Below are 15716 nucleotides of genomic sequence, written 5' to 3' on the forward strand. Positions count from 1 at the left end.
CAATCGCTGCGTATATGGTAAATCTTAATTCAAATACAAGGACAAAACCAACCATCGCAAGCAGAAACTGCCCTCGTTACTCCTCGCTATATAGACCTCTTTCCCATAAAGAGTCAATATCATTTTTGCCTATTTTTAAAAAATAAATACCACCGTTATAACGTGTATATACCAAAAAATGCAGCAAAATATTTGAAAAATATAAAAACTTCATTACTAAAGAGAACACATATTCTATATTCACCATTGCACAAATATCTCACACACTTTATGCTCTTCCGTGGAGCAAAAGGAAGGTGTCAATGTCATCTAAACTTACGCGTAACCAAACATTGGTTCTGAACACTTTAAAGAATGCACAAGGACCTCTAAGTGCCTATGCGATTCTTGATCATTTACGCGAAGAAGGATTTCGTGCACCTCTCCAAGTTTATCGTGCATTAGAAAAACTTGTCCAATTAAAATGTATTCATCGTCTTGAAAGTGTGAATGCTTTTATGGTCTGTCTACATCCTGAAAATTGTCAACACGAACTCACAACTTTCATCATTTGCAAAAACTGTGGCAAAGTAAACGAAATACAAGATAGAACGATTGTATCCAGCCTTAAACAAATGGTTCAAGCGGTTGACTTTCAAGCACACAGAAGCACCCTAGAAATACGAGGCATTTGTAAAAAATGCGTATGCGCAACAGGCTAATATTCCTACACTTGCAAGTTTATATGTTTAGCATTATGTAGTATTATTTGCTCATTGCATAAAAAATTCTTACTCCCCTGCTGCATATATCGCTTTCTTGTTCTTGTGTAGCGATGAGGTCATTTTATTCATTGAATTGAAAGTATAGAATCCATGTCCAGATCTGAAGCAAAGATTTCAACAAATAAGTCCTTTAATAAGATAAAAAAAAAGAAAGTCATTAATGCTCTTCTTATCGTCTTTGCACTTTTTGTACTTTGGTTTAGTTATAAGTGGATAACACAATGGCGTTATATGCTCACAACAGATGACGCTTATGTGCAAGGAGACATAACCGCCATTGCGCCTAAATTAAGTGGGTATATCAAAGAGATTTTTATTAAAGCCAACCAAACAGTAAAAAAAGACGATGTCTTATTTCACTTAGATAATGGCGATTATCAAATAGCCTTGAAACAGACAGAAGCCCGTCTCAACACACAACAAAAAACTCTTCTCCGTATTGATGCGCAAATTACAGCTGCTCACAGTGCTTTAGATGATTCGCAAGCACAAAAAGCTGCTGCTTCAGCCATAGCAACCCATGCACAACTAACTTTAAAACGCACCACAGAACTTAAAGCGAGTCGTTATGCCCCTCAATCCGATGTTGATGATGCCAAATCAGCTTATGAACAAGCCATTGCGAATGTTCACCGTGCAGATGCACAAATAGCTGCGGCACGTGCGAATATCCAAGTTCTACAAGCGCAACGCAGTGAAACGGAAAGCCAAACAAAGAGCTTAGAACTCACGCGTGAAAAAGCACAACGTGATCTTGATTCAACCATTATCCGAGCTCCGTTTGATGGCGTTATTGGAAATTTAACCGCAAAAGCGGGGGATTTTGTTATGAATGGCCAACGTCTTGCGGCATTAGTTCCCATACATGCACTTTATATTGAAGCGAACTATAAAGAAACACAGTTACAAAATATTCATGCTGGACAAACTGCTTATATTGCTGTTGACGCCTTCAAAAAAGACGCGTTTACAGGTACAGTGCTTTCTATTGCCCCTGCAACAGGATCTGTTTTTTCTCTCTTGCCCCCACAAAATGCCACTGGCAATTTCACCAAGATTGTCCAACGCATTCCTGTACGTATCTCTATTCCAGAAAAAATATTAAAAACCGGACGTATTCGAGCAGGAATGAGTGTTTCAGTAGAGATTGACACTCGTACAAAGCCGCAGGATAAAAATCTCCTATAACAAAAAGCAAATGACCTTACTATGACATCTCCCATACCAGAATCTACACATTCTCAAGAGCGTACAGAAATCCGTAAAATCGTAGTTTTCATTGCTATGGCCTTTGGCATGTTCATGGCTATTTTGGATATCCAAATCGTTTCTTCCTCTTTAGCGGAAATTCAGGCTGGTCTTTCAGCAAGCTCTGAAGAGATTTCATGGGTTCAAACTTCCTATCTCATCGCTGAAGTCATCATGTTGCCCCTTTCTGGCTTCTTAGGAAGATTGCTCTCAACACGCGTTTTCTTTAGCATATCAGCTGTAGGGTTTACGATTACCTCTGTCCTTTGTGCAACAGCAACATCTATTGAAGAGATGATTGTGTACCGAGCACTCCAAGGTTTTATTGGAGGAGGAATTATCCCCAGCGTTTTTGTCGCCTCTTACATACTTTTTCCTCCTTCCAAACGCCCAATTGTTACGCCTATCGTAGGACTGGTAGCAACGTTAGCGCCCACTATTGGTCCAACAGTGGGAGGCTATCTTTGTCATATCTTATCATGGCACTGGCTCTTTCTCATCAATGTACCCTGCGGGATTATTATCTCAATTCTCGCTTGGAAATTGATTGATTTTGATAAAGCTAATCCCTCTTTAATGGCTAAATTTGACTGGCTAGGCCTCATTTCTATGGCTGTTTTTCTGGGGACTTTGGAGTATATTCTAGAAGAAGGTGCGCGTCATGATTGGTTAAATGACGATCTCATTCTAACTTTGTTCGTTATCATGATCTTTTCTGCAAGCTTATTCTTCTGGCGCGCTTTTACTGCTAAAGAACCCATCGTTGATCTCTCAGCTTTTTCTAATTTCAATTTTTCAACCGCAGCAGTTTTTTCTTTTATGCTTGGAATCGGTCTTTATGGACTCACATATCTTTATCCTGTCTATTTGAGCCAAATCCGTCATTATGATGCACTCATGATTGGAGAAACATTGTTTCTTTCAGGATTCGTCATGCTATTAACTGCACCCCTTGCCGGATTTCTTTCAGCACGAATTGATGCACGTTTGATGATGGCGATAGGACTTTTTGGCTTTGCATTAGGAACTTGGATGGCTAGCTCTATCACAGACAACTGGGATTTTTGGGAGCTCTTTTGTCCTCAAGTTTTCCGTGGCGCTTCTATTATGTTATGCATGGTCCCTGTTAATGACATTGCACTCGGATCACTGCCAACAGACCGAATGCAAAATGCCTCTGGACTTTTTAATCTTACACGTAATCTTGGCGGTGCCGTGGGACTTGCTATTATCAGCACCCTTATAACAAAACGCACAGACCTGCATTATGAACGAATAGCCGAAACAGTCCAACACGGAAATAACCAAGCAACCGAAATGCTTTCAAGCCTTACTATGTACTTTAACTCCACAACTTTTGATCCGCATACTCTTGCTCTCTTCCAACTTTTTAATATGGCACGCGTCCAAGCAATGGTTATGGCTTTTAGCGATATTTTCCTTATAATAACCATTATCTTTGGCGTCTTGACATCCCTGACTGTTTTTCTCAAAAAAACACCACCTCTCACCGATGCTCCTGCAAACCACTGAGCTTAACTGTATGAAAGTCGAAGAGTATTTTTCTTTTCAAACGTTCCGTATCCCCTAAACATGTTAGAACAAAACTTTACATTGAATCATTGTCTCTAAACGCAATCTTGCAAAATGCAAAACTTGCTATACTTCCGATAATACCCATCATAAATTTTATCAAAATCGTTTTAAAATTAAGAAAGTTATTGGTACTCTCAGTGGATAACAAAAATTATTACAGAAAATAAATTCAAGATAAAAGAGAAACCATACTACGATATAAATCTATTCTAAAACCTTATATCATATAAAAACACCTGACCACAAACAAAGATGATGTGTAAAGCCTTCAATTTTTGAAAAAAGAACGAAGAGAAGAGAGCTTTAAGCCACTTTATGACACTGAAAACGGCTCAAACCTTCCCGCTCTCCGCTAGGGGCCAAAACACCATGACATTCGGAAAGATACTTTGGTATCAATTCCAACGCTTGAAAACGATGTTTTTCATAAGGACCGGGCATCGCCAAATTTTCTGTTAAGCTGTTTGAAAAACCAAAACGCTGATAAAACTCAGTATCACCGACAAGTAAGATAGCGCCGTAACCCTGTTTTTTCGCCGTTTCAATTGCATGCTGCATAAGAAACGATCCTATTCCCACACCGGAACACTTCGCTGAAACAGCCAGAGGCCCCAAAAGCAAAGCCTGCTGTGTTCCATTTTTCCCTTTGTTAAATCGAACATGCCAAAGACGTACACTGCCCACAAGCTCTCCAAGCGCATTTTTGACAACAAAAGAGAGTCCACACGCAGCCAACTGTCCACGACGCAAAGTTTCTGAAGACTTACGCTTACGCCCCTTCCCTAGAGCTAAATCAAGTAAGCGTTCGCGATGTGGTTTATCAATGTTTTGTTCACCTGAAAGTGTAAAAAATGCGCCATCTTTGGTTTGAAAATGTATCATATTCATCTTTATCACACGCCCCACTCTATCTTCATCATAAAGAAAAATTCAAATCACGTAGGAGCGCAAAGGCTCAAAACCATTAAAGGCAACAGATGCATAAGTTGCCGTGTAAGCACCAGTACCATGGATCAACAACTCATCCCCTATCGTAAGAGACAAAGGTAACATATAAGGTGTTTTTTCATAAAGAACATCTGCTGAATCGCATGTTGGACCCGCTAAAATACAAGGCTCCATTGCCTTATCACCATGAGGTGTTTCAATAGGATAGCGAATTGCTTCATCCATAGTTTCAGCAAGACCATTAAATTTTCCAACATCAAGATAAACCCATCGGACATTATCATTGTCTGCTTTTTTAGATATCAGAACAACTTCTGTACGAATAACGCCAGCATTACCGACCATCCCACGCCCAGGTTCGATAATGGTCTCAGGAATACGATTGCCAAAATATTTCTTTAATGAATCAAAAACAGCCGTACCATAAGCTTGTTCTGTAGGAACATCTTTCAAATAACGCGTTGGAAAACCACCCCCCATATTAACCAACTTCAATGAAATTCCCTCTTGCTCCAAATACCTAAAAACTGTAGCCGCGTCCGATAAAGCACGATCCCATGCGCTAAGATCTGTCTGCTGAGACCCTACATGAAAAGAAACGCCATACGCTTGCAAGCCTAATTGATGTGCCCGACGTAAAACATCAACCGCCATAGCAGGAACACAGCCAAATTTGCGTGACAATGGCCACTCTGCACCTTTTCCATCGGTAAGAACGCGGCAAAAAACACGAGCTCCTGGAGCAGCACGCGCAATTTTTTCTACTTCTTCAACACAATCAACCGCATAAAGTGAAATACCCAATGCGTATGCATGCGCAATATCACGCTCTTTTTTAATAGTATTCCCAAAAGAAATACGATCACACGTCGCCCCCGCTTTTAAAGCCATTTCAATTTCTGCAACAGAAGCCGCATCAAAAGACGAGCCTAAAGAAGCAAGCAAACTTAAAATCTCAGAAGCTGGATTTGCCTTTATCGCGTAGAAAATACGAGACTGTGGAAGAGCTTTTTCAAAATTTAAATAATTTTCACGGACAACATCAAGGTCAACAACCAAGCATGGACCATCAAAACAATGTGTTGCAAGAAAATCGCGAATACGTTGCGTCGCCATCTATCAATTCTCCTAGGGAAAAAAATCCCTACCCTACGCCTAGACAGCATAGAGCCGCCAACAGCCAAAGTACAAAATACACACAATGACTATCCCCATTCTGATTACTGAAATAACCAGAAATTAGCATTGCATACAGCGAAAAAACAGCGCGCAAACCGCGTTGCTTTACTTTATCTGCCTTTTTGATTGGAGTTGAGAAACCACTTCCGCACTGAAGGCAATGAGGTGTGCCTCTATAGTTATCCCAGCATTTGGACAGCTGGAAGACACCAGAAAGGCCCGCACCGTCGTTGCTTCAAGATGTCCTCACTCTTTCGGTTGGCCGTAAGAGTGACTGGAGCGGTTAGTTCCAGGTACCGTACCGGTTAATCTCACCATTTGAGAACCAGCGGACACCCACAGGCACGTGCGACTTTGGGCAAGACTCCATATAAAACGAATTCTTATTCATTTCAATCATTTTTTTTATTTTAAACATTTTTTAATTTTTAACGATAAGATGATGTAAAAAAGCAACAATGCCCTCATGCAAATAAGTCACCTTATCCGCTTTAACGGGGTGTAACCTTCACGAAATCCCCACACCATTATGTTACTAATTCACAATCTTGCTTTAAAAGAATCTCTTTACTTGAGCGCCCTTGTTTCCCCCAATACCACCTAGAAAGTATAACGCAAGATCTATGAAATATGACAATCTTTACGTTATGAAATTAATAGCACATTAATCGTATGTTTCAGTCTATTTTAAAACAGCTTTTCAAATCACACGTTCGCCTTGAGGCTATCTCCCTCATTGGACTACCATAGCACTGTTTTTACTGTTTCAGAATTAAAAGTATTTGAAATAACTGAGTATTATAACATCAAGAATATCGGCTCAAAACGCATAGTGCTAATATATTTATAAATAAATTGCTTAATTTTTTACACAAAACAAAAAACCAAGCAAAAATCAGCTTTATAAAATACTTTCCCACCGCCTCCGAAAACTTTTCTCTCTTAACAAGAAAAAAACTAAAGTTTTAAGCCCTAAAATACAATGCCTTTAAGACTCTTGATGAGAATCAATCGCACGCAATTTTGTTAATTGAAACTGCTTATGACGTTCGCGAAAACGCTGCCTATCAGCGTCACTTTTCGTATTATAACAAGCATCACACGAAACACCCTCCTCATAATGAACCGATAATTTGCTTTCAGCATTAAGAGGAGAACGACATGCATGACATAATTCGCGCCCGCATTCCTCAAGACCATGTTTAACAGAAACACGCTCATCAAAAACAAAACACTCGCCCCACCACAAACTTTTTTCCTTTGGAATTTTTTCCAAATATTTCAGAATCCCACCTTTTAAATGGTAAACCTGATCATAACCAAGATCACGCACATAAGCTGTTGATTTTTCGCAACGAATCCCACCTGTACAGAACATGGCAATTTTCTTTTTCTTCTTTAAATCAGCTTCGTGCTTGAGCACCCACTCAGGAAATTCCCGAAATGTCTTAATACGCGGATCAATCGCTCCTTGAAAACTTCCGAGCGCATATTCATAATCATTACGCGTATCAATGAGGATTGTCTCTTCATCTTGAATAAGGGCATTCCAATCTTCAGGATCGACATAAGTACCAACAGCCTTTAACGGATTAACGCCTTCAACCCCCATTGTGACAATCTCTTTTTTCAACCGCACTTTCATGCGATGAAAAGGCATTTTTGATGCCCATGAATATTTAATCTCCGGCGTTTGGAATGCGGGCTCAGCTATAATAAAACTGACCAACGCTTCAATCGCAGCACAAGATCCTGCAACAGTTCCATTGATTCCTTCTTGTGCTAAAAGCAGTGTCCCTTTGATACCCTTTGCTTGACATAAATCTAGCAAAGGTTTCTGTAATTGACAATAATGCTTCAAATCAGCGAAGCAATAAAGTGCAGCAACTTTAAAATTCTTTTCCATAAGTCTCGCCATAACGCGCGTTTCATTCAATTTCAAGATCTATTCATCTACTCTTTAACATATTGTGCTTAATCACACTATACTAACAACACACTCCTAGAGAAAAAAACCATGTGCCAAAAAATAAATCACCTTTTAACACTTCTCCAAGCACAAACTGTCATACCTGTTTTGCACATTGACGATCTTCAAATTGCTGTACCCTTAGCACGCGCTCTTGTTAAAGGTGGATTGAAAAGAATGGAGATCACATTGCGAACATCCAATGCATACGATGCAATAAACGCAATTACACAAGAAGTGCCGCAAGCAATTGTTGGAGCAGGAACAATTCTCAACACTATACATTATGAACAAGCCGAACGCGCAGGAGCAAAATTTATCGTAAGCCCTGGATTATCAGACGAATTGATCGATTGTGCAAAAAACAGTGAAATCCCCCTTCTCCCCGGTGCAATAACACCAAGTGAATTAATGCAAGCATGGAATAAAGGCTATTCATATTTTAAATTTTTCCCTGCTGAAGCGGGGGGAGGCATGGATTTTATCCAAGCCTTAGCAGCCCCTTTCTCTGAAATCAGATTTTGCCCAACAGGCGGCATTACACAAAAAAATGCAGCTCAATGGCTCCAACTTTCTAACGTCTTCTGCGTTGGCGGTTCTTGGATAGCTCCCAAACAGCTTATTACAGCAAATGATTGGGATGCAATCAGCGCATTAGCACATATAGCAGCACAGCTCCCCTCTTATCCGACAAAAGCACGTTCCACAACATAAGTCGCTGGTGCATTATTTGCACCTTCAACAAGACCAAAGGATTCACACATCCTTGCACAATCTTTCAGCATTGCCATCGAACCACAAATCATCACACGATCTTCATCAGGATGAATTCTTGGCAAACCTGTCGTTTCAAAAAAAGTGCCACTTTCCATAACCGTCGTAATGCGACCCATATGTTCGGAAGGTTCACGAGTGGTCATAGGATAAAATTTCAACTGTTGTATATATTCACTAATCAACGGATCTTGTTGTAAAGAAACAATAAGATCTTTTGCGTAAGCAAGCTCATCTCGCTCACGGGTTGTTTGAATAAGAACCACTTCTGAAAATTTTTCATAAGTTTCAGGATCACGAATAAGGCTTGCAAAGGGAGCAACTCCCGTCCCTGTTGAAAGCAGATAAAGACGTTTTCCAGGAATAAGAGCATCAAGAACCAATGTTCCAGTAGATTTCTTACGCATGAGAACAGTATCACCAATTTTAATTTTTTGGAGATGTTCGGTTAATGGCCCTCCCGGAACTTTGATCGAAAAAAACTCAAGCTGTTCATCCCAAAATGGACTTGCTATCGAATAAGCACGATAAATTGGCTTTTCTGCGTTTGGCAAACCAATCATAACAAATTCACCGGAACGAAAACGAAAACTTTCTGGACGATTCAGACGAAATTTAAACAAACGGTCTGTATAATGATAAACTTCTTGGACGGTAAGCGCGAATACATTTTCAGGAATTGGAAAGTTTGATGCAACGTTGCTAATGTTCAACTGATCCTTTGTGGCAGACGTATTCATAAAACTCTTCCTTATCTCTTTCTTGAACATGGACTCAAGATTCCCAAAATGATATAATGCTTGTGCAATCATCTGCCAATATTTCTCTTAAAACATAAACCTTTATTTAACAGACATTTAACCTCCTCTAGAAAACAACTTTCCTCATTGTATCTAGAGTAAAGCATTTTACCTCAAAAGATTGCTTTCATGACACATAATCCAATATAAATTGTTAATAATGTTAACAATAACCGACCATACACACATCCTTTCCATATATCATAGAAACCTATATGAAATCACCAAAGGGAACTTCGTGTCTCACTGACTCGAGAGAGGATTGTAAAATGAACAAATCCGTTAATGATGAAGCAAACGCATTACTTCCTTATACAGCTGTAGCAACCATCGATGTGCGTGCTATTGTTGCAAATTACACAGCTTTAACAAAACGTGTTGCTCCCATTGAATGTTCTGCGGTTGTAAAAGCGGATGCCTATGGGTTAGGTGCTGACAAAATTGCCCCTGCACTCTATCAAGCTGGTTGCCGCACTTTTTTTGTAGCTCAAATCGAAGAAGCACTCCAATTAAAAAATATTTTACCAGAAAATGTCACACTTGCTCTCCTTAACGAACTTCCACACAATACAGAAGAGCTTATAGCTCAAGCAGGAATTATCCCTGTTCTAAACTCTTGGGATACACTTGAAAGCTGGCAAACACTTTGTCAAAAAAAGGATAAAAAGTTTCCCGCAATTGTTCAAATCGATACCAGTATGAACCGATTAGGACTTGATAAAAAAGAATTACAAAAACTTATCAAAAAACCTACAATTTTTGAAAAAGCAGAAATAAAATATATTCTCAGTCACCTTGCAAATGGAGATAATGCTACAGATTCATACAATTATACACAATTGGCTACTTTCAAAACCATACTTGCACAATTGCCTACCTGTAAAGTTTCATTTGCCAATTCTGGAGGCATTTTTCTTGGAAACGATTTCTATTTTGACCTTGTTCGCCCAGGCATTGCACTTTACGGTGTCGACCCTCACGGAAAATACCCAACACCTCTTAAACCTGTTTTAAAACTTGAAGCCCAAGTTTTACAAAGCCGCTTTATTGACGCAGGAGTACCTATTGGTTATGGAGGAAGCTTCATTACCCGCAGACCGAGCACTCTTGCAACCATTTCTATCGGCTATGCAGATGGTTGGCCACGTATTCTTTCGAATAAGAGTGCAGTTTATTTCAATGGGCAAAAACTTCCTATTGTTGGACGCATTTCTATGGATTCCACTATCGTGGATGCTACCGATCTTGATAAAAAACCTCAAAGAGGCGATTGGGTGGAACTTATTGGCCCCCATCAAACACTTGAAAAAGTATCGACAGATGCCAACACCATTCCTAACGAAATTCTGACATCTCTAGGGAAGCGCTATAAACGCATTTACATCTAAAACTCTCTAAAGAAACAAAGTGATAAAAATCATCAATGGCTTTCGGTACACCAGAAAAACAATACGAACTAGAAGAAAGCAATATCACTCATTATTACTAATCATATGGATTACTAATCATATGGACAAGGCAAAAGCCCACACAAAACGTGTAGGCTTTTTCCTTCATGTAAATAAATTTAATACGTATTCCCCAATGGTGGGCAAGAACAAATAAGCATTCTATCTCCCGAAACATTATCAATACGCGAAACAGGAGGCCAATATTTATTTGCTGGATCAAGATGAGGATTGGGAAAAGCCGCCTCTTGTCGTGAATAAGGTCGCATCCAAGCATCATCTAAAGTATCCACCAATGTATGTGGTGCATTTACCAAAGGATTATCTTCTTTAGGCCAAACACCGCTACCGACTTTCTGAGCTTCTTCAGCAATAGAAAGCAAAGCATCACAAAAACGATCAATTTCTGCTTTTGGTTCTGATTCCGTTGGTTCAATCATCAAAGTTCCAGCAACAGGAAACGACATCGTCGGCGCATGAAACCCGTAATCGATCAAACGTTTTGCAATATCATCAACACTCACCCCATACTGCTCTTTCAGCACGCGAGTATCCACAATACATTCATGTGCAACACGCCCATACTTGCCCCGATAAAGAATGGAATAAGCTTTTGAAAGACGCGCAGCGATATAATTGGCATTCAAAATTGCTGTTTGTGTTGCATATTTCAAGCCATCGGCGCCCATCATCCGAATATACATCCACGTAATAACAAGAATAGATGCACTTCCATAAGGAGCTGCTGAAACCGCATGTGTTGACCCATCTTCTTCATGACCTGGTAAAAAGGGCTTCAAATGTGTTGCCACACCAATTGGCCCCATACCAGGACCACCACCACCATGGGGAATGGCGAATGTTTTGTGAAGATTCATATGACAAACATCCGCCCCAATATCTGCTGGACGAGCAAGCCCAACAAGCGCATTGAGATTAGCACCATCAAAATAAACTTGCCCACCATTTTCGTGGATAATAGAGCAAATCTCTTTAATGTTTTCTTCATAAACGCCATGAGTTGAAGGATAGGTGATCATGAGAGCTGCCAATTTATCCTTATGCAATTGTGCCTTCATTTTGAGATCATCAACATCAACATCACCATCACTTAAGCATTTCACCACAATGACTTCCATACCCGCCATATGAGCTGAAGCTGGATTGGTACCGTGAGCAGAAGCAGGAATGAGACAAAGTGTGCGTTGATGGTCTCCCCGTGATTGGTGATATCGGCGGATCGCTAAAAGCCCCGCATATTCACCTTGTGCACCAGAATTTGGCTGGAAAGAAACTTGCGAAAACCCTGTGATTTCACACAACCACGCATTTAATTGGTTAATCATTTCCAAATACCCTACCACATCCTCTTTAGGTGTGAAGGGGTGTATATTAGCTACCGTAGGCCAACTCACAGGCATTAACTCAGCTGCTGCATTAAGTTTCATCGTACAAGAACCAAGCGGAATCATTGCCCGATCTAATGCTAAATCTTTGTCGGCCAAATGACGCAAAAAGCGCATCATATCCGTCTCTGAATGAACTGCATGAAAAAACGGCTGTGAAAGAAAAGCAGTATCACGCCTTTTCCCCATAAGCCTTGGAGAAACTTGATCAACTAATTGTGCACCAAAAAGCTGCGCTAAAGCATAAGCATCTTCTTGTGTTGATAATTCATCAAAATTGATCACAACTCGATCATCATCGAGAACACGAACAAGACGCCCACCTGCTTTCGCTTGACGCGCAATCTCTCGAGATTTTCCCTTAACAACAATGCTTACACAATCAAAAAAAGCTTCTCCTTCACAAAGAATACCCGCTGCCTCTAAACCAGCAACAAAGCGACACGTTAAATGATGAATTCGCTGAGCAATTTCCTGCAAGCCTTGCGGTCCATGCCAAACGGCATAAGCCGTTGCCATATTTGCCAACAAAGCCTGTGCTGTACAAATATTCGACGTAGCTTTATCACGCCGGATATGTTGCTCACGTGTCTGCAATGCCAAACGAAAACCAACGCGTCCTTTTGTGTCAACGGATTGACCTACAATACGTCCTGGAATGAGGCGGGTTAAAGCTTCGCTTACCGCGAGATAACCAGCATGGGGACCACCAAATCCCATAGGAACGCCATAACGTTGCATGGAACCTACAACAATATCAGCCCCCCATTGCGCTGGTGGTTCCATCAGGGTAAGTGCCAAAGGATCAGCAACAACGATCACCAGAGCCCCTTTTGCCTTTGCCTCTTTAATGACGTCAGTGTAATCGTTAAAAGAGCCTTTTGTATCTGGCCAAGACAAAACAATCGCAGCTGTATCAGAACAAATTTCGCTCTTTTCGCTTATATGAATCCCTTGTGTTTCAGCACGCGTTTGTGCAACACTTAATGTCTGGGGATGCAAAAGACTTTGAACTGAAATTTTTGTCTTTTTCTCACGCGCAAAACGCACAGCCAGCGCGTTGGCTTCAGCTAAAGCTGTTGCTTCATCAAGAAGTGAAGCAGCTGCAACAGGCAAACCAGTGAGTTCACTCACCAATGTCTGAAAATAAAATAAAAGCTCCAAACGACCTTGGCTAATTTCTGCCTGATAGGGTGTATAAGCGGTGTACCAAGCTGGATTTTCAAAAAGATTCCGCAAAATAACGGGAGGCACATAGGTTCCATGATATCCCTGCCCAATAAAACTTTTGTGCACATGGTTACGTTCCATCATCTTGGATAATTCTTCCAAGGCTTGCCCTTCACTTGCAGCCTTTGGGAGATTAAGCGAACGCCCCAAATGGATAGAATGCGGAACAGCTTGAGAAACCAGTGTGTCAACACAATCTAGCTCTAAAACATCAAGCATTTTTTGTGTTTCATGAGAACGAAGTCCAATATGGCGAGAAAAAAAATGACGCTCCAACATAGCACTCATCCAATCAGTGCTTTATAAGCAGCCTCATCCAGCAACCCTTCAAGTTGCGTTGCATCCTGCAATGTCATTTTCCAGAGCCAACCTTCTTTTTCAGCCTTTTGGTTGACCAGTTCAGGATTATTTGCCAATGCCTCATTCATTTCAACCACTTCACCATCAAGAGGAGCATAAACATCTGAAGCCGCTTTCACTGATTCTACAACAGCAGCAGAATCCCCCTTAGAAAGCTGCGTCCCCTTCTTTGGCAAATCAACAAAAACCAAATCCCCTAACTGTTCTTGAGCATAATGTGTAATCCCAACAGTAACCACTTGTCCTTCAACACTGAGCCATTCATGATCTTGTGTAAAATAAGTTTTAGACATAAAAATTATCCTTTAAAATAACGTTGTTCAACAAAAGGAAGTGAATGGACAGACAGTGCAATCTTTTTGCCACGCAACTCCGTAAAGACTTCCGTTCCTTCCACTTTCCAATCAACAGGAACATATCCCATCGCAACAGGACCATCAAAAGAAGGACCAAAACCACCTGACGTCACCACGCCAATTTGCTTTCCCTCATCATCGAAAAGTACCGCACCCGCACGAATAGGCTGACGGGTTTGCGGTTTTAATCCAACACGACAACGAGAAGGCCCTTTCTGAAGAGCTTCAAGAAAAGCCTTTGCTCCATAAAATTGTGCTTTTTCTCGCACATTTTTGGGAACAGCCCATGTCAATGCAGCATCAATAGGTGTAGTATCGGGCGTAATATCATTTCCATGTAAACACAATCCTGCTTCTAGCCGAAGACTATCACGCGCCGCAAGACCAACCCATTCAACACGAAAATCTCTCAACAATTTTTCAGCCAATGCATGGGCTTGCCCTATGGGAAGAGCAATTTCAAAACCATCTTCTCCCGTATAACCAGAACGCGTTATAAACCAATCTTGTTGTGGCTCAAATCCTTGCATAAACAACAGTTCATTACCAGGCACCCCAGCATCAGCCATAACAGCTGCCGCTTGTGGACCTTGGAGAGCAAGCAATACCCTCTCAAGAGCAATGACTTGGCAATCAAAACCAACAACACGCCTCTCAAGCTCCGCAAGATCGGCTTGTGCATTTCCAGCATTGGCGACCAGCATAAAACGGTTTTCTGCCAATCGAGTAATGATAAGGTCATCAAGGATACCAGCCTGCTCATTAAGCAAATAATTATACCGTGATTGACCAATCTTTAACAACGCTGCATCAACAGGGAGAGCGTACGATAAATATTCTGCTGCTTGCGCACCCTCAACGGTAATCAATTTCATATGAGAAATATCAAAAAGGCCTGCATGTGCACGCGTATGAAGATGCTCCTTCAAGACTCCAAGAGGATAGGTCAACGGCATTTTCCAACCAGCAAAAGCACCAAACTTCGCTCCAGCCTTTTCATGCAATTCGTGTAAAGGAAGCATTTTTAAAGAAGATGTTTCAAATTCTTGTGATGTACCCATAATATCTCCAAAGCTGCGCTAACGCCCACAGAATATGGACGTCTCTGCACCCTTCTGTTACAAACCTGAGAGACTCGCGAAAAGAGTTTTCGCTTACACCTTCGGCGCGGACCTTTCCGACTTTCCAGATCTGCCTTGCTCCTTTTACGGTCCTTAGAGCCTGAGAGATTATGGGCTATTTTCCCCTTCGGCGGCAGGTGCGAAAGTTTGCAGTCTGCACTCTCCCGCAAAAGAATGAAAGAAACGATAACGCCCTTTCCGACATATTTCAGTCTATATCCTATCTTTGTCATACTGTCATTAGTAAAGTGATGAGAACACTCTATATTTTTAAACTTGCATAAACTGTTTTAAAAGACTTATAATGAGGGTCTTTTGAACATTATGAAAATCGTAAGTGGCCTTGCTTAAAAAATAAGGAGAAAAATTGCAAAGGCCATAAACAGAAACACGTTTTGAAAAAATACAAAATTTCGTGCGCTTAACGTGCGCTTAAAAGGATCACAAAGCAACATTTTCCCTTGCGCGATCCAACCCAAACTACGGAGTTTTATATCCTTTAAGAGTAAAAATTTCA

At 40.7% G+C, this 15716-nt stretch carries 12 protein-coding genes and 1 riboswitch; of the genes, 5 read left to right on the plus strand and 7 right to left on the minus strand.

What is annotated here, in order from left to right:
- Positions 1 to 302: 302 nt before the first annotated feature.
- The 3 genes from J7R13_RS07480 (at position 303) to J7R13_RS07490 (ending at position 3545) form a co-directional block, all read left to right on the plus strand.
- Complete coding sequence (locus J7R13_RS07480; protein WP_208438136.1) at positions 303 to 701, plus strand: Fur family transcriptional regulator; 399 nt, start codon at positions 303 to 305, stop codon at positions 699 to 701.
- A gap of 153 nt (positions 702 to 854) precedes the next feature.
- Positions 855 to 1952 carry an HlyD family secretion protein gene (locus J7R13_RS07485; RefSeq protein ID WP_208438137.1) on the plus strand — a complete coding sequence of 366 codons (1098 nt, stop codon included), beginning with the start codon at positions 855 to 857 and terminating at the stop codon, positions 1950 to 1952.
- Between the two features lie 21 nt (positions 1953 to 1973).
- Complete coding sequence (locus tag J7R13_RS07490; protein WP_208432875.1) at positions 1974 to 3545, plus strand: DHA2 family efflux MFS transporter permease subunit; 1572 nt, start codon at positions 1974 to 1976, stop codon at positions 3543 to 3545.
- A 366-nt stretch (positions 3546 to 3911) separates the two neighbouring features.
- On the opposite strand, the gene J7R13_RS07495 is transcribed toward J7R13_RS07490, so the two are convergent.
- The 3 genes from J7R13_RS07495 to trhO all read right to left on the minus strand — a co-directional run bounded on the left by J7R13_RS07495 (position 3912) and on the right by trhO (position 7641).
- The gene (locus J7R13_RS07495) at positions 3912 to 4496 is read right to left on the minus strand and encodes a GNAT family N-acetyltransferase (protein WP_208432874.1); all 585 of its coding nucleotides are present in this window, start codon (positions 4494 to 4496) and stop codon (positions 3912 to 3914) included.
- 42 nt (positions 4497 to 4538) lie between these two features.
- Entirely contained in the window at positions 4539 to 5672 is a 1134-nt protein-coding gene (locus J7R13_RS07500; protein WP_208438138.1) for a type III PLP-dependent enzyme, read from the minus strand.
- Between the two features lie 1051 nt (positions 5673 to 6723).
- The gene (gene trhO, locus J7R13_RS07505) at positions 6724 to 7641 is read right to left on the minus strand and encodes an oxygen-dependent tRNA uridine(34) hydroxylase TrhO (protein ID WP_208438139.1); all 918 of its coding nucleotides are present in this window, start codon (positions 7639 to 7641) and stop codon (positions 6724 to 6726) included.
- 111 nt (positions 7642 to 7752) lie between these two features.
- Here trhO and eda point away from each other — a divergent pair, with 111 nt between their 5' ends.
- The gene (gene eda, locus J7R13_RS07510) at positions 7753 to 8418 is read left to right on the plus strand and encodes a bifunctional 4-hydroxy-2-oxoglutarate aldolase/2-dehydro-3-deoxy-phosphogluconate aldolase (protein ID WP_004861107.1); all 666 of its coding nucleotides are present in this window, start codon (positions 7753 to 7755) and stop codon (positions 8416 to 8418) included.
- On the opposite strand, the gene J7R13_RS07515 is transcribed toward eda, so the two are convergent.
- Positions 8388 to 9218, minus strand: coding sequence for a ferredoxin--NADP reductase (locus J7R13_RS07515; RefSeq protein WP_208438140.1), 831 nt, complete (start codon positions 9216 to 9218; stop codon positions 8388 to 8390). The two genes, eda and J7R13_RS07515, sit on opposite strands and share 31 nt — an antisense overlap.
- Before the next feature lie 329 nt (positions 9219 to 9547).
- Here J7R13_RS07515 and alr point away from each other — a divergent pair, with 329 nt between their 5' ends.
- On the plus strand, positions 9548 to 10666 hold the full coding sequence (alr, locus tag J7R13_RS07520) for an alanine racemase (protein WP_208438141.1): 1119 nt from the start codon (positions 9548 to 9550) through the stop codon (positions 10664 to 10666).
- A 179-nt stretch (positions 10667 to 10845) separates the two neighbouring features.
- Here the strand turns inward: alr and gcvP are convergent, their stop codons facing one another.
- Genes gcvP through gcvT form a run of 3 tightly spaced genes read right to left on the minus strand, consistent with a single transcriptional unit; the run spans position 10846 to position 15139 of the window.
- Positions 10846 to 13641, minus strand: coding sequence for an aminomethyl-transferring glycine dehydrogenase (gcvP, locus tag J7R13_RS07525; protein WP_208438165.1), 2796 nt, complete (start codon positions 13639 to 13641; stop codon positions 10846 to 10848).
- A gap of 5 nt (positions 13642 to 13646) precedes the next feature.
- Positions 13647 to 14015 (minus strand): glycine cleavage system protein GcvH, encoded by a 369-nt coding sequence (gene gcvH, locus J7R13_RS07530; protein ID WP_004861099.1) that lies wholly within the window; start codon positions 14013 to 14015, stop codon positions 13647 to 13649.
- 5 nt (positions 14016 to 14020) lie between these two features.
- Positions 14021 to 15139: a glycine cleavage system aminomethyltransferase GcvT gene (gene gcvT, locus J7R13_RS07535; protein WP_208438142.1), complete on the minus strand. Its 1119-nt coding sequence runs from the start codon at positions 15137 to 15139 to the stop codon at positions 14021 to 14023.
- Between the two features lie 137 nt (positions 15140 to 15276).
- Positions 15277 to 15376, minus strand: a riboswitch (glycine riboswitch).
- Between the last annotated feature and the right edge of the window lie 340 nt (positions 15377 to 15716).

The organism is Bartonella taylorii 8TBB (genome assembly GCF_902825155.1).
GTDB classification, from domain to species: Bacteria; Pseudomonadota; Alphaproteobacteria; order Rhizobiales; family Rhizobiaceae; genus Bartonella; species Bartonella taylorii_A.